Source organism: Sphingobacterium sp. B16(2022) (assembly GCF_012030425.1).
Taxonomy (GTDB): Bacteria; Bacteroidota; Bacteroidia; order Sphingobacteriales; family Sphingobacteriaceae; genus Sphingobacterium; species Sphingobacterium anhuiense.
Genome location: NZ_JAAUVN010000001.1, coordinates 2,238,828 through 2,262,373 on the forward strand (window position 1 = coordinate 2,238,828; position 23,546 = coordinate 2,262,373).

A 23,546-nucleotide genomic window follows, 5' to 3' on the forward strand; every position below is an offset into this window, starting at 1 on the left:
ATAAAAATGGCCGAGTGAATTACACTCGGCCATTTTACATTCATATTTATAGCTTGTATCTGTAAAACTTTTTTTGCAGGATACAGACTACCTTAGTTTGTTCCTGAATAAGGGTTTTGATCAGCCTCTGAAAGTGCCGTATTATTGGCAATTTCCAATTGTGGTATTTGACAGAGCATACGGTAGTCATTAGAAGGAAAAGTTCCCGTTGGTGCCGGACTGCTTGCAACATAACCGTTCAAGTTCGTCACACCCCAAGTATAGTGCCCCTCTACATAAGTTGCTGTTTCCTGAATACGGATAAGTGGTTTTTGCAAACGCAATAAATCATAAATTCCAGTAACTCCCTCACATAACAGTTCCTTGCGTCTTTCCACATAAATAGCCTCTAGCAAAGGAGTTCCAGAAGCGGCAACTGTCAAGCCTTTAACTCCACGAGCCGTTTGCAATCTATTTAAATAACCCAAACCCTCACCATTACTTAATTGAGCTGAAGCCTCAGCCATAATCAATAACATCTCAGATCCACGCATTAAAGAAACCTCAGGTCTCGTATTTCCCTGTTTAGCACCATTTGCATCACCATAATGTTTGTACTTATTATACGCCCATTTTGTCGACCATTCTTTAGAAGCATTTTTAGTACGTTTCCAAAATTGGTAACGATCTTCCGTTTTTTCAAACAGTTTTTCATATTGACCATCAGCAAAGAAATCCAAAAATGAGTAAATAGGCCCATCCGTATAACCCTCGCCATAGCTTTCATCCTGGTTATACCAGAAGTTAAATTGTGTTCCTCCACCTAGGTTATTAGTCGTTGTAAATGGAACTGCCCACATCACCTCAGCATAGTTGTTTGTAATCACATCATCAAATCCAGACTGATACTGTGTCTTGGTCATCAATTGACTATAATTTGTATAAGCAGTTTTCGCCTCTTGATAAGCACCTTGCCAATTGTTCATCACCGAATACACACGTGCCAACTGACCAGAAACCACATACTTATCAATGGTCCATTTATTAGGCTGTGTATAATTAGCTAATAACGATTTTGCATCCGTCAAATCTTTGACGATTTGCGCATAAGTCTGTTCTACAGTAGCTCGAGGTAAATTTTCACTTTCCTTAGGACTCAAACGCAAAATAACACCTGGTTTCTGCTTAGCCAACATATAAGTTTGCTGATAATTTTGAATCAGATGGAAATAGCAAAGACCACGAATCGCTTTTGCCTGACCCATAATCTGGTTTTTTAATGTCTCTTCCCCCTGCGCGGCAGGCAACGCTTCAATAATGATATTTGTTTGATTGATGATTTTATACATCATCGTCCAAATTCCATTAGATAAACCTGTCGTCTGTGTTTTTTGCGGTTCATAAGTATATGCTGTTACCTGATTGCCTCCCATATTGGTGTGACTCACAATATCAGCACCCCCTAAATCAACATACATCTGCAAACCGGGTAAACCAGCATATACCCGATCCATTCCTTGATCATTGAAATACAATTGTCTATAAGTAGCAGTCAATACACGCTCCAATTGAGAAGCACTTGATAAAACAACATTCTCTGAAGTCGCTGTTGAAGAATTAGCATCAAGGAAATCCTTACAGCTTGTTTGCATTAAAACAACAGTTCCTAATGCAATATATTGTAAACTTTTAACGATATTTTTCATTTTCTATTCTTTCTTAAAATGACACTTGTAAACCAGCCATATACACTCTTCTTGAACCTTGGATTCCGTTATCTTTATCTGCAGAACCATTATAATTATTACCAGATAAAGCCGTCTCCGGATCAGAATAGCGATTCTTAGCCGACCCAAACGTTAATAAGTTGTCTCCAGAAACATACAGACGCACTTTAGACAGCCCCAGTCTCGCCATTGTAGCTGTCGGCAGCGTATAACCTAGAGAAACATTTCGAAGTCTTAAGTAATCGTTATCAAACACATAGAAATCAGAATTTTTACGGGTACTCGCATAGTCATCATTCGAAAATTTAGGTAATAAAGCCTGATCACCAGGTTTGCGCCAATGGTCTTCTATTAGATCCTGGATTACACCAACACCACCACGTACTGCTGTACGCTCCACATAAGCATAATCAAACATTTTAGAACCTAGCGAATAGTACAACATGAAGGACATATCCAACCCTTTATAATTAAACGCATTGGTCAAAGAACCATACACTTTAGGAAGAGCAGACCCTATACGTTGATAATCATTCGAAGTGACATCCTTATCATAGTTTTCCGTCATTTTCCAGTTTTCACCATCACGTATCCAGTAACGCATGTTTCCTGTTTCAGGATTAACACCTGCATTTTTCACCATATAAAATTCATACAAGGAATATCCCTCCGAAAGTTTATAACCAGCACCACGGTTGTTGTACGTAAATTCACCTCCTGGCAAATAAGTGATCTCATTCTTCAACGTCGAAAGATTCGCATCAATTTTCCATCTAAAGTTTTCATTACGGATCGCATCAGCACCCAATGAGAATTCAAAACCCGAATTTTTCAAATCACCTAAGTTTGTATTCAAACCATTCGCATTACCGACCTGTGCAGAAAGTGGAAACTCTTTGTAGTAAAGCAAATCAGAAGCAGTACGGGAGTAATACTCAATGGTACCGTAGATGTTTTTCAGAATACCAAAATCAAATGCAGCATTAAATTGCTTGTTCTTCTCCCAGATCAAAGCAGGCGTAGGAAATGCAGATGGTTTTAAACCCGCTTGACCATATAGATCGCTTGCTTCATATACACCCTGATAGGCATAGTAAATATCACCACCTCCAACGCCATTATCTCCTCTACGGCTTAACTTATCATTACCGGTAGTACCATAACTGGAGCGGAAGGATAAGTTATCTAACCAGCTCACATCCTTTAAGAAATCTTCCTTAGCAATCTGCCAGGAAAGTCCTGCGGAAAAGAAATTCCCCCAGCGGTTATCCGGATGAAAACGGGAAGATCCATCACGACGGAATGAACCTGATAAATAGTATTTACCGCTATAATTGTAATCTAACTTTCCGAAGTAAGATAGTAGAGCAAAACGATCTTTGTTAGATTGAACCTGCCAATTCTTTGTTGTCGAACTTAGTTCATATTGCCCCAATTGCATAATGCCTTCACCATAACCATAGTCGTAAAGACTGTTGTTGGTATACGATTCCTGACCGGCCAATGCAGAAAAATTATGATTACCAAAATCCTGATTCCAGCTTAAGATATTGTTAAACGTCACTGATTTAGTGTTCGTATTCGAGCGAGTCGCATTTCCACCATTAGTAAGCACCGTTACACCATAAGGAGCGAGCTGTCCTGCTCCATGAACTGCAGATCCGTACAAAAAGTTTTTAGAACTGTTATCGTCAATACTGAGGCTCGTTTTGAAACTCAAGTTATAAGGCAAGGTAACCTGAGCAAAGAAACGGGATGCCATCATCGTACGCATAAAATTATTAAAATCTTCATCATTGTCATTATTCCAATAATCACCATTATTCTGTAACACATTGGCTCCAAAGAAATTATTAACATAATCGCCATAATCGTACATGCGTTTACCTGTTTTTTCGGAGTAAACCCAATCTGTATTATCGCGATTACGTAAATAAGGTGAATACATCGATGTCGTAAACACTAAAGCACGTGCTGCACCAGAAACATTCTGTCTAGACCCACTGTAAGAAACATTTCCACCCACCTGTAACCATTTGTTGATTTGAGTCGTCACATTCGCACGGAAGCCATAACGCTTAAAGTACTGATTGGAAGCATATCCTTTATCATCTAGGTACGAAGATGAAAGGAAATAGTTTGTCTTTCCATCACCAGCAGTTCCCGACACATCCATGCCATAATCCTGTCTTAGTTTTCTAGAAAAAACAGCCTTATACACATCATAATCTTCTTCATTCCAGATCATTTTCAAGTTTGGATTGATATAGGGATTACCCTTACCATCATGCAACACATAGTCTTCATTGATATGCTGAAAAGGAGAAACATATGTAGGTTCACCTTTCGAATTGGTCACCTGCTTAAGCAGTTTACTCAAGACATTGTCCGAAGCCCAATCTCCGGCCTTGTCCGATGTTAAGTTATATTTATAGAACTGATCATTGTACATGGCTTCCCAAGTATTCAGTAATTGTTCCTGCGGAGAAGCTTTTGTCGGATTTTTGACTGCATTGTCCGAAGTACCCCATGCCGATCTAAAATTCAATTGCGGTTTAGCTGTTTTCCCCTTTTTAGTTGTCACCACGACCACACCATTTGCTGCGCGCGAACCGTACAATGATGATGCTGCAGCATCTTTCAATACTGTAACCGATTCAATATCCGAAGGCGATATTGAATTCAGTTGTCCATCATAAGGCATGCCATCCACCACATATAGCGGATTAGAATTACCCGACATAGAACTTATACCACGAATTTGAATACGGGTGTCACCGCCCGGGTTACCTTCATTATTCACCACATTAACACCTGGGCTCATCCCCTGCAATGCCTCTGCAAATCCCGATCCTGATATTTTCTCCAGCTGATCCGATTTCACCACCGAGGCAGATCCTGTAAAGGTTGATTTTTTAGCGGTACCGTAAGCAACCACAACAACTTCATCCAGATCATTTGATGTAGACTCCAGTTGCACATTCAAGGTACTTTCCCCTTTCCATTCAATTTCTTTAGATGCATAGCCAACATAGCTGATCACAATTTTTGATCCTGCAGGAATAGTCGCTAAAGTAAATCGACCTGAAGCATCCGTAAAAGTGGCGATCGATGTGCCCTTTACAGCAATAGATGCTCCTGAGATCGGACCAGTCGCATCTTTAACAACTCCAGAAATCTTAACTTGGTTGCTTTGATATTCAGACAGCGTACTGGCGATCGATTGGTTGAGACCACCAAATCCAAATACCATAGAAAAGGCTAAAACATGAAATAGTTTAGAATTTTTCATTTAATTTAGTTCGTTAATGTATGTTAGTGTGCATGATTCCAAGTGAACACGCAGAAACAAATAAATAAAATATTTTTAATAAAAACCATTAATTGCGAAAACAATTTAAAATTTAACTAACATTCATTAGCAAAACAGCAATCAAAAATCCATATTCATTGCAATAATCGCAACACAAGACCCTTCATTATAAAGAGCTAAATAGTAGAAAATGACCTTATTATGCTAGATTACCCTTACTTGCATATCAAGTTGAATTTGAAAAATCAAGGGTTTTCAGTACAGTCATGCTAAACTGATAAAAAAATGGATGGAGAGGCTATTGTAACACTAAAGTTAACAAATACTTTACTTTGGTCACCGTTCCTTTGTTGTAAAACGATGTACTGTCCGTGTCAATTAAATTGTGAAAAACAGCATAACAAAACATATTATAGTTTTTTTGTGAAACATCAAAAATGAAAGTTAAATTCGCATCAATCTTTTTGAAAAGTCCTTTTAAAATAAAAAAAATCATTAAACTATGTTAGCTGATATTCTTATTTCACTGATTTTACCATCCATCACTATTTGGACATTTGCTCGCGCACGAAAAAAAGAAAATTCATTTGAAAATACACAGCATGGCGTCAAAATACTTAAAAACCATATTCTCTTTGCCATACTAGGTTATTGCATAGGTTTAATATTTGTATTTTTTATAGGCTTAGGCTATTATTTCAATTGGGATATGGGACAAGATAGCTCCTGGCTCTTAATTTTATTTTCAGCGCTTCTCATGGCTAGCTTATTTTACGGATTCCTTTATATAACAAATTATTACCACAATCATAAAGTATACATAGGTGAAAATAAAATATCTGTGATCAATGCTTGGGGAAAAGCTAAAACAATCAATTGGGATGAAATCAAAGATGCAGAATTTGACAAAACCCGGCATGAAATACGTCTCTATGCACAAGATGGTACAAGCGTATGTATAAGTGGATTGCTCTATGGGTTGGCCGCATTTCATGCAAAACTTGCAAAACATAAACCGTATTTGGTTGCTAGAACCTTACGACCTCAAACATGGTAACCAGTTATGAAATTAACTTTCATTCAATCAAAAAGCGTCGCTAATCAGATTTGAAACCTTTTTAATTTCCTCAGATTACGACTAATCTTTAGATATGTAAAGATTTACTGAAAGCATAGCACTCTGACATCTCTTAAGAGTATTCCACATCATTTGCAAATAGCTGTAGAAAAATCTGTAACTTCGCAGGATTATGGGTTACGCAAAAGAAAGAAAAAAGCTTGAGAAGCTTTCTGAAAAAACAAATGAACTTCAACATTTTGATAGTGCAAATTTAGCTGTCATCACGGATATATTTGAACAATATTCACACACGATAAGAATACTAAAAAATAAAGATACCGCAACATTTAACGATCTTTATTTAAATGAACTGCAAGCTGTAAAGACAGCTAAGACAGCTTTAAAAGTATCTGAAGAAGTAGATCGTCAGATCCATTTCATGGCATATAAGGAAGTATTATTGGATGCGATTACGAAGACAATTCAAGCAACACTAGAGGTCGCTTAAAGTATGTCAGTCTATTTTGTAATAGACAAAAACATTAAAAAATAAGGGTTGTTCAATAATTGAACAACCCTTATTTTTTAAATCAATACCCTCATTATTCCACAGTAGCAAAAGCATCAATAATCTGCATTAACGTTACCGCTTCTTCAATGGAACTTGGATTAGCTCCCATATCCTTAAAGAAATTAACTGTACTTGCAATCATTGGTAGCTGTATATTTTCGGGATGATCAAATGAAAATTCCTCCTCTCCACTTTCATTTTTCAAAACAACTTTATTACTAAAAATTGAAAATGTTAAGCTCCCCGTTTCTCCAACTATTTCGCAGCAATCCACGTTATCCGACGATGCTACATTAAAAGACCAGCTTCCATTAAAAACGATCGTGTTATCAAAAACAATTGTGCCTCTTGTTTGATCAGCAACAGCACTATCCGTAGATTGAATTAGGCTAAAACCATGATAAGACAAAGGCGTGCCAAAAAAATAGATCATCAGATCCAATTGATGTGGTGCAAGATCAAAGAAATAACCACCACCAGATATCGCAGGATCTGTCCGCCAATCAGCAGCTCCCTTAGTGACTAAAGCCGGAGAACGGCTCTGCCAAAGACGCAACTCCACCATCCGGACATTACCAATAAGACCATTATTGATCATTTCTTTAATTTTTAAAAATAGCGGAAGCTGTCTGCGATAATGAGCAACCACCAATTTACCTTGATATTTCTGAACAGCATTTGCCAAAATCGACACTTCACTGGCGTTAAGTGCCACAGGCTTTTCAACATAAACATACTTTCCGTGCTTCAATGCTAAAAGTGCGTATTCCAGATGCGAAGATGGAGGAGTTGCAATATAAATGGCATTAATTTCGGGATTGTTTAGTATTCCGTCAACATCAGCATACCAAAAAGGAACTCCATGCCTATGCGCATAATCAGCAGCTTTCTCAGCATCTCTACGCATAACAGCAAGCAGCTCACTACCCGGTACTTTATTAAAAGCAGGTCCGCTCTTTTTTTCCGTTACATCACCACAGCCTATTATTCCCCATTTTATCTTAGTAGTTTCCATAAAATACGCTTAAAATTATCGGGCCATTACTTTTCTAAACAATGTTTTAATATGATCAATTTCTTCCTGATGGAGTGTCTTTTTTCGACAACCAAAATATAACGTATTTTTGAGTTTTTTATCTCCTTCCCACACCAGTTGGATCTGCCCGTTATCAATCTCAGTATTACATAAAAAATCAGGCACAACAGCCAGACCTCCACCTGCACTTAAACAGCGTACGATAGAATTCAGATTGGGGACAATATAATTAGGTCTAAAATCTGGTTTTTTACCAAAATTTAAGTTCCAAAAATTAAAAAGATGTTCCATATCGCCAGTTGTACCGTACCACTTCTGCTGTTTCAGCCAATCTTCAATAAAACCCTTATTTTTTGTTTTCAGGACTTCTTTAAAAGCGTCAATATCGACCTCTTTACCCCCTACAAGTACTATTTTTTCATATGAAAACGGTTCATGCTCAATATTGGCCGACACCCCCTTTTTAGGGGTGATGATCAAATCTAGAATACCTTTGTCCAGCTGATCAAGCATTTCGGGATACTCGCCGAAACTGATAATCAGATTAAAAGGCAGTGTCGAGACATATTGTTCCAAAGTAATCTGAAAAGTTTCAAAACACATGCCTACACTTATTGTCGGGATATGTTTCTCTGTTGAGCGCTGAAAGTTTTTCTCCACCTCCTCGAGTTTTGTTAAGGGCTCGACCAACGCATTATATAATACTTTTCCATGTTCTGTTGGGATCATTTTTCGACCTGTACGGTCAAACAACTTATTACCAACATAGGTTTCTAATGAACTTAAATGCAAACTAACACCCGGCTGTGAAATAAATAAGATTTCCGCAGCACCTGTTAATGTTCCTGTCTTATAGATCGCTTTAAAAGTGCGGTACCATTCCAAATTAACCATATTATCAAAAATATGATTTAAAAATACTAAAAGTATCATAAAAATAATACGTCTATAATAATAAAAAGATTATAAATGCTAGTATCGGTCATTTTCACTAGAACATAAACCGTCATTTTTCAGAATATTAACAAGGTTCATTAATGCTCACCCTCCTAATTCCTATATAATCGTCTATATTAAGTTTGGTAAATCATGTACGGTATGATGTGAAAATACAAGTATCATAAATATAATACTTAATTATAATTTATACTATTTCTGTAATAACAAAAACCCCGATACCTTTGTAACAGTAAATTTAAAATAAAGCAAAATGAAATATCCACGATAGCCTAGCAATAAAAATAATCTGGATATTCCATATGCCCATTAAAAGAAAATTCATTTACATATGAAACATATATTAATTATCAACGCCGGACAATCATTCGCGCATTCAAGCGGACGGTTCAATAAAACAGTAACCGAAAATACAATCGCTTTTTTTGAAAAATTTGACTCCGTAGAAATCAAAGTAACCCATATTGCAGATGGTTACGATCATGACGAAGAAGTTCAGAAATTTGTTTGGGCAGATTACATTATTTACCACACTCCAATGTGGTGGTTCCAGGTACCAAATGCTTTTAAAAAGTATATTGACGAAGTGTTTACCGCAGGGCACCGTACAGGCATATACCACAGTGACGGCCGCCGCTCTGAAAACCCGGACATCAACTACGGAACTGGTGGTATGTTGCAGGGTCGCAAATATATGGTGACCAGCAGCTGGAATGCGCCAAAGACTGCCTTCACTTTACCCGGAGAGTTTTTCAATCAAACCAGTGTAGATGACGGTCCTTTATTTGGTTTTCATCGTATGAATGCATTTGCATCCCTTGAAAAATTAGAAAGCTTTCACTTCCATGATGTGGAAAAAAACGCAGACATATTACGTGATATGGAAGCCTACCAAAAACACCTTGACAAAGTATTTACCCTACAACTAACAGAAGCATTAGTATCATGAAAATACATTTAACAGCCATCATTAAAACAAAAGATGAACATAGAGCTGCAGTTCTTTCCGTACTGCAGCATATGGTAGAGCAAACCCGAAAAGAGGATGCCTGCGAACTATATAGCCTGCATCAAGGAATCGATGACAGCAACCTGTTCACCTTTTATGAAATATGGAAGAGCCAGCAAGGTTTAGATGCGCACAATCAGCAACCCTACATCCAGGCATTTGGTGAACTTGTAGCAGATAAGCTTCAGGAAAAACCAATCATTCTTGCAACAACATTAATTTAAAAACAACCGCACAATGGAATATAGAAAATTAGGAAATACAGCATTAGAATTATCGGCCATCACGTATGGATCATTTGCCATTGGAGGCAATATGTGGGGCGGAAATGAAAAAAAAGACTCCATTGCTTCCGTACATGCATCACTTGATCACGGTGTGACAAGTATTGATACTGCACCTTTCTATGGATTTGGTCTCAGTGAAGAAATGATCGGCGAAGCCATTAAAGGAAAAGACCGATCAAAAATACAGTTACTGACCAAATTTGGTTTGGTCTGGGATGGAAGTAACCAGGGAAAAGGTGAATTTTTCTTTGATGCATCAGAGAACGGTAAAACAATACCGGTATATAAATTTGCATCTAAAGCCAATATCATTAAAGAGCTGGAAGAAAGTTTGAAACGTTTGGGTACCGACTACATCGATCTGTTGCAGATCCATTGGCCGGACTCGACTACCGCTATCAGCGAGACGATGGAGGCTTTAGGAGTTCTGATCCAGCAAGGAAAAATCCGTGCAGCGGGCGTTTGTAACTACAGCGTTGATCAATTAAAAGAAGCATCGGCAACACTTACCCTAGCCAGCAATCAGGTTTCATACAGCATGCTCAACCGCAGTATTGAACAGGATCTAGTGCCTTATGCATTGGAAAACCAAACCGGCATTATCGCCTACAGCCCGATGGAAAGAGGACTACTGACCGGAAAATACTTCACAGAAAACACCTTAAAACAAGATGACCACCGCAACGGTTATTTCTCACAGTTTGATCTCGAAAAAGTAAAAAGCCTGATCGCAACACTTGCCCCTATTGCACAAAACAAGGGAGTTACCGTAGCACAATTGGTCCTTCGCTGGACAACATTGCAACCAGGCATCACTGTGGTATTGGCAGGCGCCAGAAATGCGTCACAATCGATAGCCAATGCACAGGCAATGGATATCAATTTTACTGCAGAGGAACTTATTTTAATAAATAACGAACTATCAAAATTATAAGTTTTATAAGATTATTATCCCTTAGAAATGAAATGTATTCAATGACTCGCTCTAATACATGCATTTTTAAACAAACAAGACCAGAAGTTAAAATTTCTGGTCTTGTTTCCATTCTAAATTAAGTTACTTATATCTCAATGGTTTATAGACAACTCTAAAACAGTATTTACTTTAAATTTACAAAGCTTGTACTGCTTTTATGATGAAATCTGCAATCTCTTTAGGATGGGAAGCCATAGAAGCATGGCTGGCATCAAGACCAATTACCTCTTTTGCCTTTATCCTTTCGGCCATTTCCTTTTGTGTTTCAGGTGGAATCATATGATCGTTATTGGAAATCTGATACCAACTCGGTTTTACTTTCCAAGCGGGTTCATCAGCCTCAGCGCCAAAAATACTGCCATGAGTAGGTTTCTGAGACAAAGCCATTACCATTGATTCTATAGGATCAAGATCCTGTGAAAAACTCTCATGATACTTGTCATACTTGATCCAAAGAAAACCCTTCGCATCAGGGACAATATTAGCAGCACCGCTGGGCTGCTCTCTACGTGAAAAAATACCTCCTAAACTTTCACCCTTGTCCGGAGCAAATGCCGCAACATAAACTAGTCCCGCTACATTCTCATGATGACCAGCCCCTGAAATCACAGCGCCACCATAAGAATGTCCAACAAGTAGCACCTTACCTTCTTCTTTATCAATAAGATCGATCGTTCTTTCAATATCAGCGGCCATGGAGGTTAAAGAATTCTGCACGCTTCTAACCTTATATCCTGCCTCATATAAGATTTTTGTTACTTTACTCCAATGTGATCCATCTCCCCAGGCTCCATGTACCAAGACAATTGTTATATCATTCTTTTCCATACTATTATATTTATTTTACAAAATTCAAATAACATCTTTATAAATAAATAATCACACTTTTTTGTTTGTCATAAAATAAAATATATCAAAAAGGCATTCACAAGCTGTTTCAATAAATTCCCTAGGATGTTAAAAGAATTTATCCGTCATTAATTTAAAGTTGAATGTATAGGTAAGGAAAAAACTTATCAAAATATGTAACTTAGTACTTTTTACAATATTTAGCCAAGTAATTTTCATCGAGTTATTTTCTTGTTATAAACATATAATATCTTTTACTTTTCATCAACGCTACATTACTATGAATTTCAAACAAAAAATACTACATACTTTATATCCCCTAATCAAAAAACTTTCCAGATCCGGAAAAATGGGAACAATATTGCATGCTCCTTCTGGCAAAACTGCACTACAGTCTTTTTACCAGTTAACAGCAGTAAAAAGCAATGGTATGACAATAGACTTCTCAGATTTTAAGGGAAAGAAAGTAATCCTTGTCAATACCGCTTCTGATTGCGGTTACACACGTCAATATGAGGAATTACAAGCGTTATATCAGAAAATGGGCAACCGCATTGCTATCATCGCTTTTCCGTCCAATGATTTTGGAGAGCAAGAAAAAGGCACAGACAAAAATATTGAGCAATTTTGTCAGGTAAACTTCGGAGTCACCTTTCCTGTTGCAAAAAAAAACATAGTGATCAAATCTAATGAACAGCATCCTGTATTCCAATGGTTAACTCAAGCTTCACAAAATGGATGGAATGATCATGCACCCGATTGGAATTTCAGCAAATATATAGTCAATGAAAACGGTAATCTAAGTCATTATTTTGCGTCGAGCATATCTCCTTTGGATCCAGTATTTTTAAAAGCATTGGAAAGTTAAAATTTTATTAAAACATCGATTATGTTTTAGTGGCCAGAGATTTTACTAGGTATTTGTCTCAAAATCTATTTAAAATTTTTCATTAAATTCATCGCATAACGCAAATAAATGTATCTCATTAGATAACTTGTAAAAGGATTATAATATTTAGTATTGTTGTTATTAAATAAAGATACTATTTTCAGTAAATTTTAAACAATATTTTTCATTATTTTGACCGATATATCCCGAATACTGTTGGTTCTATGCTATCATAAATTCTGAAAAATATAACTTGTATGCAGATATCATTCCTTAAAAATCCCCAATTTCAGCGAATGTTTTAAGAAACTAATCTTTTTATCTTTGATCAGGATCTTAATAAAATTATAAAAATGGCACATCGCATTTACATCTATAATATCGACTCCCAATCTGGTGAAAGCTATCCCTATTATTTGGGAGAATGGAACTACGAAATACCCCCTCTTTTATTACCACTTTTTGCTTCTGAAATCAGGGCAAAAGGAAAACTATTATATGCAAACCGAGAAGCGGGAATTGTGTTATTAAGGCAATTCTACACGCTATTGGCCGATGAATACCAATTGCACTATAAAAAGGTGTATTACGAGCCCGTCAATCAGCTATTTGATTTGTTAGAAAACTTACCCTATGATACGTTCTTGATCGATGGTACGGATGTCTTCAATATGAATGAGGAAAGAAAATCAGAACAAGCGAAAGATTGGGTTATTGAAATCCAACAAAAAAATAAAAGTTACCTAAAGGCAACAAAATCTCAAAGCTTAAAACCGCTCGATAGTATATTGAAAGCATCCGGTTATCAAAATTTTCTTGAGGCTCTGAAAACAGATTGGATAAACTACGGATTAGGATATTGGAATGAAGATGTTTATAAACACGATTATGCTGAAGTGTTTACAGAAAATGATGTAAAAGGATTAAAAGATATAAAAGGTAATATCATTACTCCTGCCTACTATGATGAAATATCTGAATTTGAGGATGGAATTGCAGTTATTCAAAAAAACAACAAATTTGGTTACCTAGACACAAAAGGAACTGAAATAGTTCCACCAACTTATGATGATGCATCTCATGTTTTTGAAATTTATTACGGACTAGTTTCAGATTACGATTACGAATTTAAGCATCTAGTTGGTTGTGTAACTTCTGATGCTAAGGTTGGGCTTATAAATATGGTAGATCATCAATTGCTTATTCCACCTATTTATGAGGAGCTAACACATCTATATGGGAATTATTTTAATGCAAAAACAGGTAGCACATACACGTTAATCAATCATAAAAATGAAAACGTCATCAATCAAGATAGTGAAAGTCCTTTTGATTTTGACGGGAGTGAACTTTTCTTTATAAAAATTGCAGGAACTTCAAAGCGTAAGTATTTTAATAATAGAGGGGTCCATATTGGCGATTATCTCGAAGATGTATTACATGTACTGCCCCATAACTTTTTCTATGTAAAACCAAATAAAGGGAATAAAAAAATTGAAATTATCAAATCTGATGGAAAAATTCTTGATACAGAAATAGATCAGGTAATCACACTTTCGAACTACCAGACTTTTGTTTACCTTAAGGCTAAAAAATGGTTTATTTATAATCCGATAAATGAAAATTATCTAAAAGAAGATGCTAATATTCAAAAAATTGAAATTGATTATCTGGCAAACTTCTTTAAAGATATCTACATATTATATACCGAAATTGGTAATGGAATTTTTGATGCCTTTAACAACCATTGGTTACTAGAGCCCAATGCTTCTTATCTTAAAATCGAACAGCTTGAAAAACACTTTTTAAGAGTGCACTTAAAAGATGGAATGCAATATTGGGATGGACAGACCAATCAATTAAGTCCAATTTACGAGTATGTTTCAGAAGTAATTGACCATCATAACGATGAGCTTTTCCTCTATCAGAAAGAAGAATTGTTTTGTCTTGACAAACTGATGAAAATCAGAAAAATTACACCTGAGGAGATGGGTAAATGCTATAACCAAAAAGAGAACTTAAGGGGAAAAGACTTAGCTTTTTTCTTAAAATATTACACCGGTTGGAAATCTAAAATCGGCGCAAATTACTTTCACTATTTCGATAATCAAAGCTTGTACGAATTAGGTCTTGATCTTTTGAAAAAAAACAAAATAGAGGATGCAATTGAAGTTTTAAAAATAGGTGTGCAGCGAAAGCATCCTCAAATGATGACCGAATTGGCCATGATTTATACCGATACCGAAGATAAAGTTCATGCCAACCTAGCTTTAGGTCTCGCATTATATGAAAAGGCTGCAAAATTAGGAGAAAAGAATGCCTGGAACAATTTGGGATATCACTATCAAAATGGCCTGGGCTGTAAGAAAGATATTGATAAAGCAGTAAATGCATACACTAAAGCTGGAGAATTGGGCAATGGATTAGGATGGGCTAATTTGGGAGATCTTTATTACCACGGCCAATGGGTAGAAAAAGATGAAGACAAAGCGTTAGATTATTATTTAAAAGCCCAGAAATTATATTATTTCAATTCGGATAAGCTAGCCGATATATATTTTACAAAAGAAGATTATAAAAAGGTTCTACCGCTTTTAAAAAAAGATTACGATGAAGAATTTTCACCTATTTACTATGGTATTATGTATGAACGTGGCCTCGGTGGATTAAAAATAAATCTTAAAAAAGCAATCAGCTATTACGAAAAAGCAATGCAGATAGGTGTTTACCATCATGCTGTAAACCAATTATTATATTATTATAGACCTGCTTCAGAATATGCTGATGAAGTTCAATTTGCAAAATGGTATGCGTATGCGGAAGAAAATAATATCGAAATAGATCTGAAAATCTTAGGTCTTGATAAACAGCGAAAAGACACATTAGGTTCATTTTTTAAAAATCTATTTAAAAAGTAATAGTGCCATAAATAGTAATGTCTATAAGACCAGAATATTCTGTGGCCTTATAGACATTACTATTTACTGATTATTTACCACTTCACCAACTTACCGATCCGATAAGTCAATACTCCAGTTGTTGGATTATAGCTATCTGTCGACAGAACCGGCATTGGCATTGCAATCTGATCCTGATCCGGATGATGTGTTCTGTTATGATGAGTTTTTATTTCCTTTGGAATAAACTCTTTATCATTTATCCTCAAATTACTTAAAGTCATATCAATGACTGGGATATCCTTATATCGGAGATACCCCTCTCCTAGTTTACGATCCTTACTGGCAAAATCAAACGCTTTATGATACTGCTCTGTAAAGTATATGATACTTTTGCCCATCACTAACTTCTTGCCAGGAAAAGCCATGGAACCTATGGTATCAATTTTCTTAGTTTCCAAATTTTCAACCGTGTAGGTTACCCACGTATGTTCCATATCGCCCCAGGCGAAATATAGATCTTTAGGATTATAGTGTTCTGGAACTGCTTTTCCAGGAACATAATCTGCTTTTGAAAGTTTTAGGCGATATTTTCCCTTATTCCAATTAAGTTTATTGCGAACACTGATGAAATCACCTTCGCCATCACTACTGTTGTAATATCCTTTGGAGCGAGTAGCTTCCTTACTTCGTTCATACCAACGCGAAAAAATCCCACCTCTGCCGATCTGCTGATAGGAATTATCTTTCACACTAAAACCATCAGAATGGGTTTGGATGCCCCCATATATAGGCATACCATTTAAGCTGATGTTGAAAGGTGAAATATAAAACGCATAATCATCAGGAATGTCATTCAATATTTCTACATCGATACTGAAAGATTGAAAGTCACTAACAGCGCTATCTAAAGTAACGAAAGAGTTTGTAAAATGAAGAGGTGCTAGAATCACACTATCGGGATAGGCTCTAGAATTTCTCATCTTTTTCTCCGTTTCCTTATGAAGATCGCTGTTTTCATATTTTTTCTTAAGCTCTTCTTTAGTCTGCGCCAATAGACATGTACTTGAAAGAGAAAGAAGCAATAAAATAGAATGTATTGAATATCGCATTGGGTTATAATTTTAAGACCTAAATTACACTTATTTTTAAATATTCAAATTTAATCACAGCAAATCTTAAAAGAAAAAAAGTAAGGTTAAAATTATGATGTAGGCAGATCAACACGAACACCATTTTTCCAATAACATGGCTTATAATTTACAGGAACGTCTCCTGTTGAACCTGTTACATAAACATCTTCACCGTTAATAAAAATTCCTGAAGCTTGAGCATTATCTTCTAATTCGTGAAGAACGCCGTTTTTCCAATAACAAGCAGTATGACCAGTACTGTTTGATTGATGTTTATTAATTAATCCAACAGCATAGATATCATTGTTCGATTGTGTAATCTGCAGAACTTCACCATAACGTTCATCCAATACAACAAGTTCTTTATTTTTCCAATAGACCGGAAAACCACAATTACCACCTATATAAACTGTATTTGCACTACCTTGAAAAATTGTCGTTACTTCTTTAAATATTCCTTTGCTCGGCAACGGTAATTCTTCTGGCGCAGATACACCATTCCAATAAAAAGGTTTACCTATAGCTAATGAGCTTCCTCCGAAATTTCCAGAAACCTTTCCATACATACCTGCAAACAATGGTTTATCATTATACATAGTCATAGTACGTAGGACCCCCACACTATCACTATTCATTTTTACCTTCACATTGTTTTTATAATAATACATAACGGTATCTAACAGGAAGCTACCTTGGTCCATCTGATAGGATTCTTTTGCTCCTGACTTATTTTTATATTCAAAATTTATTCTTGATTTATCATCAATAGCTTTACGATAAAAAGTTCCATTCGGAATATTTTTAATAAATGTAGTCGCATCTATCTTTAGACCATCTAACCAATAGACTGTACTAACTTCACCAACAAAGGATCGATAGCCACTAATTGCAACGTGGCCATCAGTCGCGATAATGGATAGACCATTACTTAAGAGCTCCTGTTTGACATCCGATTTTTTACAAGAAAAAAATAGAAATATAATTGAAAATATAGCTAAAAGGCGACTAGGATATATGCGACTCATCATCAATGGAATTTATGTTTACTAAAATTGATTAGTTGTATTGTCAAAGTTAAAAAAAATATAAAGATCAAGCATATATTAATAGTACTTTTTACAGGCTAAATATAGTTGTCGTTTGGTTAGATGAAATGAGTTAAGGATAAGAAATTGTTGAAATAATATAGATTAGATCAATTTATTCTCTGTTGCAACCCTTACTAATTCGATCATATTTTTTGCCTGAAATTTTTTCAGGAGATTTCTGCGGTGAGTTTCTACCGTAATGATGGAAATGAATAACTTCTCAGCTATTTCTGCTGATGTTAGTCCGTCAGCTACAGATTTTAGAATCTGCTGTTCTCTCTTTGTCAGTCGTGGTATTTCGAAAGTATTGAGGGAAGGCCTTAACATAATCTGCTGTACTTCTTTACTTAAAGCAATCTCACCGCCCAATGCTTTTTCGATGCACGCAACGATTTCTTCTGAATCAGCATTTTTTAAGATATAACCATTACCACCATTTTCTAAAAACCGGAAAATAATACTGCGCTCAGCCTGATTGCTTATACCAAGTACAATGGAATGTGATGATTTTTGTTTAATATTTTTACAAAAATCCAATCCATTACCATCACTTAAAATAATATCCAATAATACAATATCGACTGTATTTTCCTGAATAAAATCCAATATAGCGGCACCTTTTGTAAATGAAAACACTTGAAATTTATGTTCATTTTGAAGTAAAGATCTTAGTCCCTCCACAATCATCGGGTGATCATCAACTATTGCCAGATTTAACGTAATTTTACTAGACATAACATTCGACATTTATTGTAGTCCCTTCCCCTTTTGCAGAAGTAATATCTACCGTTCCATTAATCAATTGTACACGGTTTTCAATGTTCTTTAATCCTAATCCTTTTGTAATTTGATTTTTATCAAATCCAACGCCATCGTCTTCAATGGTAAGATTCAAAAGATTGTCATTCTGACTGATCTGAACAATTACATTATTTGCCTGTGCATACTTGATGACATTGCTTATACTTTCTTGGGTAATGCGATAAAGAGCAAGCTGAGTTTCAAAAGGAATATTTTCCGATAAATCAAAAGCTTCGAATTGAATGCGTAATTTTTTATAACTCATGGATTCACAAAGCTCTGATAATGCAGTTTCAAGACCTAGATTTTTTAAGGTCTCAGGCATCAAATTTCTAGAAATACGACGCATTTCCGAAATAGACCTATCTAGCTTTTGGACGATATCATTTGTTTCATTAATATTTCCTATCCCATCCTTTGAAATGGACATTCTGATGTTGGCCAGCATTCCTCCCATACTATCATGTAGATCCTGGGCAATACGCTGACGTTCCTGCTCTTCTCCTTGTAAAAGAGCGTGTGTTGCATCATATTTCCTTTTGTTCTCAATACGTAACAACTGTTGCTGATGACTCAAACTGATTTGTTCATTCAATTTCCTCTGTTTCGAATAATTGAGATAGGCTAAGAATGCAATAACCAAACTCAAACCAAGCGCAATGCCCAATAATATAGTACGCAGATTCTTATTTCTAGCTAAGAGTTCATTTTCCTTTTTTTCCTGTTCTAAACGATTTATGGTTTGTTGCTTTACTGAAGTTTGATGTGAGATTTCCAACGCGTTCATTTTCTCCAGTAATTTTTTTTGTTGCAGGCTATCGCTTAATGCGCTTGACTTTTTTAACCATTGATAAGCTTGTTTATAGTCGCCCATTAATTCATTAACCGTAGCCAATTGGGTTATTATTATCTTACGATTGATACCTTCTTTTGTCAAGATATCCTCATCTAAAATCCCCTCCATTAAGGCTTTAGCTTTCGTATAATCTTTTTGCATCAGATAAACATTATACATCCTAAATTTTAACATCTGCAACATCTTTCCTTGCTTTTTTATTTTTGCCAATGGAATACCCTTACTTAGATTTTCCAAAGCTGGAGTAAATTCCAGTTTTGTTGTATGATACATGGCTACCTGATAATAATAATTAGCCGCATGCTGTGTATTGGGATATTTTTTAATAAGTGCTGTTGCCTTGTCCAGATAGATTTTTGCAGTTTTGCTGTCAGGTTTATAACAGTAATTACTAACAAGATTGAGATAAGTAATAAGATGAGCTGTATTTTGTTCAGGTATACTAAGGAGTTGCTCCAATGCCTTTTTTTGATATTCTTCAGCAGTATTAAGCTGTCCAACAGACATAAAAGTTAAGCCTAATTGGGTATAGCAATAAGCTAAAAGTTCTGTATTTCCACTTTTTTCACTCAAGGGTATACATTTCTCAGTCAAAGTCTTGACTAAAAAATCATAACCTTTTTCCTCCATTTGCATGTATGCGTAGTTATACCAAGATTTGATCAAGGTACCTTTATTCTTTGATTCTTTTTCAAGTATAGATATCGCATCATTGTACAATTGTTTAGCCTTAGTTTTATCACCTTGACTTGTTTCATACACTGCCTGGTAATAACTTAAAAGTCCGGAGCTTAAAATATTTTTATTCTTAGCGTGTAATACTGCATCCAATGCCTGCTTGCTTTTTAAAGCGTCTGTTGGCGCCCAATATTCTGAAAGCAGTAAATAATTGTAGAGGCGTGTACTATCGCTATTACCACGATTGATCTGATCATTAATTTGCTTTACATAAGCCTCTTCATCCAACGGGATAAGCTGTTGTGCTTTCGCATAATATGCAAAAATAAAAATCGAAAATATGATTGATAAAAAATATCGCTTTAACATGGGTTTAGTAATTAAATGACAAATATCTGCATAAAAAGAGTTGATCTTTTATTTGCAAAAAAAATCATGGTAAACCATTAGAAATTAAATCATGGTTTAAGATGATTGTTCAAATAACCCAATCTATGGAAATTTGCTATCACAAAATAAATAAAATTAGTAATTATGAAAAAAGTAAATGTAAAAATAGCACTTTTAGGGATTTTGTCAGCGCTGACATTTAGCATGTTGACGATAGGCTGTAGCAAGGATGATGATAATACAATACCAGAACAAAAGGGAAGTCACTATAAAATCACAGTAACCCTTAACAATGTAAATGCTGACCAGGATTTTGTTTCGATTGCTGTGGCAGGAGGAAATCCAGGCGGAAAAACAGATGTCTGGAAAGTTAATGGTGTCGTGAAAACAGGTGAATCGGCTATTGGATTAGGCGATACTGATTTCACTGGTCCTACTAAAACATACGTTATTGAAACGACAGAACCGATTCGCGCATTTTCGGGCGGTGTACAAATAATCAATTATGGCGCACCTTTATCTGTAGACTATAAAATAGAAGTAGATGGTAAAGTTAAAGTTACTGAAAATCCTACACTAACAGGAGATGGTGCGAACTTAACGAAACAATATTCGTTCTAAGATTCTTACCTATTTATATTATTTATAATAGATTTTATTTAAAATCTCGTGATATAACAAGAAAAGCCTCTATCGAGGCTTTTCTTGTTTATTGATTAATACAATAGCAAACAGAATCAATATAATTCCACCCCACTGTATTGTATGAACTGACTCATTTAATATAATTACTGCCGATAATATCGATACAGGAATCTCCAAGCTGGCAAAGATATTACCAAGTGAAATTCCAACTTGCGGAATACCTTTAGTGAAAAGAAGTGGAGGCAGAATAGTTCCAAAAATCGCAATCATAATTCCCCAATATAAACTGACCGCACTCATTTGTTCGACAATATGAATATTCCAGAATAAAAAAACTAAGATTAATCCACCAAGAACAAGATACTTACTTCGTAAATGACTGGGTACATCTAAAGCTACGGAACTTGAAGCAAAGAGTGACAAAGTGTATGAGGCTCCGGCTCCTAATCCCAATAGAAGACCTTTTACGCTGATATTAAGTTCAGTTTCAAAAATATTTGTCGCAAGCACTGTACCAATTAAAACAATGATTACACCGATTATTTTAGCTGTAGTGGGTCGTTTTTTATGGACAACAATCTCCACAATGAGACTAATCCAGATAGACTGCATGAGAAGAATAATTCCTACGGATACAGGAATATACTGAATCGAAAGGTAGTATAATGTGGTTGTGAGTCCAAGTGATGTTCCCCAAAATACCAATCTTGACTTTGATCTGAAAGATACAATAACCTTCTTCTCCCCTCTTCTTTTTTTCCAGATCAGGTCGAGGAATAATAGAAATATAAATCCAATAAAAAATTGCCAAAATGTTAGGGCACTTGTCCCTATACCTAAACCATTCGCATATTTAACGATAGTCGCCAATAATCCGTAGCTAATGGCGCCTGCAAGTACATAAATAACTGCTTTAAAGTTTTTCATAGTAAAAGTAGTTATTAAATAAAGCCAATTGATTGGAAAGCGATCTGCTCCAGTAAGCGGTATCGTGACGACCATTTGATTCCTGGTAAATATGATCTACATTTGCCTTTATCAGCTGATTATGAAAGTCACGATTCATACCGATCATCTGCTCGTCCTGAATACCGCAGTCCAAAATATAAAACTGATCAGCAGTTTGCATTTTTGCGAACTTACTGGATGTCAGAAATGCTCGATCTAACTGTTCGTATTGACCTAATACTTGATCAACTTGGTATCCATGATAAGCTTCTCCAAATCGAGTAAAATCCAATGCTCCACATGAACTGCCTACTAATGAGAATGATTTTGAGTAGGTAACACCAATATTTATAGCGCCATAGCCTCCCATACTCCAACCGAGAATCCCTCTACTTTCTCTATGAGCAAAGACTGGATAATGTGCGTCTACATAGTTTACTAATTCATCTCCAATAAAAGTTTGATATTGTGATCCTATGTCGACGGGACTATCGACATACCAGCTGTTAAAATTAGCATCAGGTAAAATATAAATAGTTTGGTAAAGTTCCGACTTTGCGACAAGATCTGGAATATCTTGCTGATGAGTTCTTTCGGAATTGCCACTATAACCGTGCAAAATATAAACAGATTTATAGCTTTTCTCCGCTATTATATGAGGTGTGATAATGACCACTGGAATTTTCTTGTTCATTTTCGCACTATAAACATGTTCATGGACTATGTGTTGTCCAAAAACAGGAAGTATTAATGTAAAAATAAAGCACATCATTGCAATTTTTTTCATCTTCTTATTGTTTTAATTCAAGACAAAAGTCAAGTTTCAAAAGATGAAAAACGTTTACATATGTTGAAGGATTAAAAATTTAATTCTTTTCGTATTCGACTGAGTTGTGTTGGCGTAATGCCAAGATAGGAGGCAATATGATGTTGCTTAAGTCTTTTAAACAATTTCTGATTTTCATAAAGCTTGATATAACGTATTTTTGCTGTATCCCATTTCAGGTCGATTTCCAAAGGCTCTTTTTTTACAACCCAATTTTTCTCTAAATAATGAATATGAAACAATGCAAGATCGTGATATTTGATCAGCAATTCACGAAAAACTTGAGCAGGATACATAATTACTTCACAATCTTCAAGCGCTATGATGTGGAATAAACTTGGCTTATGTTCAATAATTGCGGCTGTGGAAGCCACAAAGCTATTCTCTTCAAAGAAAAGTTTGAAAATTGTATTACCACTCTCATTAATAGTATAGTAACCCAGCAATCCTTTACGAACATAATAATAATAACGTGCCATATCTCCCGCTCTTAAAATTAAATCATTCTTTTTAAAAGAGTGTATTTTGCAGATTGCCTTCAGAGCATCTGCTGTTTCTTCAGATAGTGAATAATAGGCATTTATCTGTTTCAAAAAATCATCCATGTCGAGTTGAATTACTATCCGCTAAA

The 23,546-nt window shown here is 35.6% G+C and carries 20 protein-coding genes; 8 read left to right on the forward strand and 12 right to left on the reverse strand.

Features of this window, described 5'->3' with window-relative positions; all coding sequences use genetic code 11:
- Nucleotides 1–92 precede the first annotated feature (92 nt).
- Together HCX49_RS09785 and HCX49_RS09790 are read right to left on the reverse strand one after the other, a co-directional pair.
- Nucleotides 93–1,685, reverse strand: a complete 1,593-nt coding sequence (locus HCX49_RS09785) for a RagB/SusD family nutrient uptake outer membrane protein (RefSeq protein ID WP_132773801.1) — start codon at nucleotides 1,683–1,685, stop codon at nucleotides 93–95.
- A 13-nt stretch (nucleotides 1,686–1,698) separates the two neighbouring features.
- Nucleotides 1,699–4,998 (reverse strand): SusC/RagA family TonB-linked outer membrane protein, encoded by a 3,300-nt coding sequence (locus HCX49_RS09790; protein WP_168126928.1) that lies wholly within the window; start codon nucleotides 4,996–4,998, stop codon nucleotides 1,699–1,701.
- A 523-nt stretch (nucleotides 4,999–5,521) separates the two neighbouring features.
- Here HCX49_RS09790 and HCX49_RS09795 point away from each other — a divergent pair.
- The gene (locus tag HCX49_RS09795; RefSeq protein ID WP_168126929.1) at nucleotides 5,522–6,076 is read left to right on the forward strand and encodes a hypothetical protein; all 555 of its coding nucleotides are present in this window, start codon (nucleotides 5,522–5,524) and stop codon (nucleotides 6,074–6,076) included.
- Nucleotides 6,077–6,269: 193 nt separating this feature from the next.
- Nucleotides 6,270–6,587, forward strand: coding sequence for a hypothetical protein (locus tag HCX49_RS09800; RefSeq protein ID WP_132842363.1), 318 nt, complete (start codon nucleotides 6,270–6,272; stop codon nucleotides 6,585–6,587).
- Nucleotides 6,588–6,681: 94 nt separating this feature from the next.
- On the opposite strand, the gene HCX49_RS09805 is transcribed toward HCX49_RS09800, so the two are convergent.
- On the reverse strand, nucleotides 6,682–7,665 hold the full coding sequence (locus tag HCX49_RS09805) for a Gfo/Idh/MocA family protein (RefSeq protein ID WP_168126930.1): 984 nt from the start codon (nucleotides 7,663–7,665) through the stop codon (nucleotides 6,682–6,684).
- Nucleotides 7,666–7,680: 15 nt separating this feature from the next.
- Entirely contained in the window at nucleotides 7,681–8,619 is a 939-nt protein-coding gene (locus tag HCX49_RS09810) for a LysR family transcriptional regulator (protein WP_311732290.1), read from the reverse strand.
- Nucleotides 8,620–8,974: 355 nt separating this feature from the next.
- On the opposite strand from HCX49_RS09810, the gene HCX49_RS09815 reads away from it, so the two are divergent.
- The 3 genes from HCX49_RS09815 to HCX49_RS09825 are packed head-to-tail and all read left to right on the forward strand — an operon-like array spanning nucleotide 8,975 to nucleotide 10,873.
- Complete coding sequence (locus HCX49_RS09815) at nucleotides 8,975–9,592, forward strand: NAD(P)H-dependent oxidoreductase (RefSeq protein WP_168126931.1); 618 nt, start codon at nucleotides 8,975–8,977, stop codon at nucleotides 9,590–9,592.
- Nucleotides 9,589–9,876, forward strand: coding sequence for a putative quinol monooxygenase (locus tag HCX49_RS09820; RefSeq protein WP_168126932.1), 288 nt, complete (start codon nucleotides 9,589–9,591; stop codon nucleotides 9,874–9,876). The genes HCX49_RS09815 and HCX49_RS09820 overlap by 4 nt, the downstream gene beginning before the upstream one ends.
- 13 nt (nucleotides 9,877–9,889) lie before the next feature.
- A complete protein-coding gene (locus HCX49_RS09825; RefSeq protein WP_132842357.1) occupies nucleotides 9,890–10,873 on the forward strand; it encodes an aldo/keto reductase in 984 nt (327 codons plus the stop codon).
- A 177-nt stretch (nucleotides 10,874–11,050) separates the two neighbouring features.
- Here HCX49_RS09825 and HCX49_RS09830 read toward each other — a convergent pair whose 3' ends face one another.
- Entirely contained in the window at nucleotides 11,051–11,743 is a 693-nt protein-coding gene (locus HCX49_RS09830; protein ID WP_168126933.1) for an alpha/beta hydrolase, read from the reverse strand.
- A gap of 301 nt (nucleotides 11,744–12,044) precedes the next feature.
- Between HCX49_RS09830 and HCX49_RS09835 the strand changes: the two genes are divergently transcribed.
- Both HCX49_RS09835 and HCX49_RS09840 read left to right on the forward strand, forming a co-directional pair.
- Nucleotides 12,045–12,632: a glutathione peroxidase gene (locus tag HCX49_RS09835; protein WP_168126934.1), complete on the forward strand. Its 588-nt coding sequence runs from the start codon at nucleotides 12,045–12,047 to the stop codon at nucleotides 12,630–12,632.
- 374 nt (nucleotides 12,633–13,006) lie between these two features.
- Nucleotides 13,007–15,571: an SEL1-like repeat protein gene (locus tag HCX49_RS09840; protein WP_168126935.1), complete on the forward strand. Its 2,565-nt coding sequence runs from the start codon at nucleotides 13,007–13,009 to the stop codon at nucleotides 15,569–15,571.
- A gap of 74 nt (nucleotides 15,572–15,645) precedes the next feature.
- Here the strand turns inward: HCX49_RS09840 and HCX49_RS09845 are convergent, their stop codons facing one another.
- The 4 genes from HCX49_RS09845 to HCX49_RS09860 form a co-directional block, all read right to left on the reverse strand.
- Nucleotides 15,646–16,662 (reverse strand): hypothetical protein, encoded by a 1,017-nt coding sequence (locus HCX49_RS09845; RefSeq protein ID WP_168126936.1) that lies wholly within the window; start codon nucleotides 16,660–16,662, stop codon nucleotides 15,646–15,648.
- A 92-nt stretch (nucleotides 16,663–16,754) separates the two neighbouring features.
- A complete protein-coding gene (locus HCX49_RS09850; protein WP_168126937.1) occupies nucleotides 16,755–17,711 on the reverse strand; it encodes a hypothetical protein in 957 nt (318 codons plus the stop codon).
- 162 nt (nucleotides 17,712–17,873) lie between these two features.
- Entirely contained in the window at nucleotides 17,874–18,506 is a 633-nt protein-coding gene (locus tag HCX49_RS09855; protein ID WP_168126938.1) for a response regulator, read from the reverse strand.
- Nucleotides 18,499–20,475 carry a sensor histidine kinase gene (locus HCX49_RS09860; RefSeq protein WP_168126939.1) on the reverse strand — a complete coding sequence of 659 codons (1,977 nt, stop codon included), beginning with the start codon at nucleotides 20,473–20,475 and terminating at the stop codon, nucleotides 18,499–18,501. The genes HCX49_RS09855 and HCX49_RS09860 overlap by 8 nt, the downstream gene beginning before the upstream one ends.
- A 165-nt stretch (nucleotides 20,476–20,640) precedes the next feature.
- Between HCX49_RS09860 and HCX49_RS09865 the strand changes: the two genes are divergently transcribed.
- On the forward strand, nucleotides 20,641–21,117 hold the full coding sequence (locus HCX49_RS09865; RefSeq protein WP_132842339.1) for a hypothetical protein: 477 nt from the start codon (nucleotides 20,641–20,643) through the stop codon (nucleotides 21,115–21,117).
- A 69-nt stretch (nucleotides 21,118–21,186) separates the two neighbouring features.
- Here HCX49_RS09865 and HCX49_RS09870 read toward each other — a convergent pair whose 3' ends face one another.
- From HCX49_RS09870 to HCX49_RS09880, 3 genes are all read right to left on the reverse strand, one after another.
- Nucleotides 21,187–22,068: a DMT family transporter gene (locus HCX49_RS09870; RefSeq protein ID WP_168126940.1), complete on the reverse strand. Its 882-nt coding sequence runs from the start codon at nucleotides 22,066–22,068 to the stop codon at nucleotides 21,187–21,189.
- Entirely contained in the window at nucleotides 22,055–22,876 is an 822-nt protein-coding gene (locus HCX49_RS09875) for an alpha/beta hydrolase (RefSeq protein WP_168126941.1), read from the reverse strand. Before HCX49_RS09875 ends, HCX49_RS09870 begins: the two co-directional genes overlap by 14 nt.
- 71 nt (nucleotides 22,877–22,947) lie before the next feature.
- The gene (locus HCX49_RS09880) at nucleotides 22,948–23,520 is read right to left on the reverse strand and encodes a Crp/Fnr family transcriptional regulator (protein ID WP_132772994.1); all 573 of its coding nucleotides are present in this window, start codon (nucleotides 23,518–23,520) and stop codon (nucleotides 22,948–22,950) included.
- Nucleotides 23,521–23,546 lie beyond the last annotated feature (26 nt).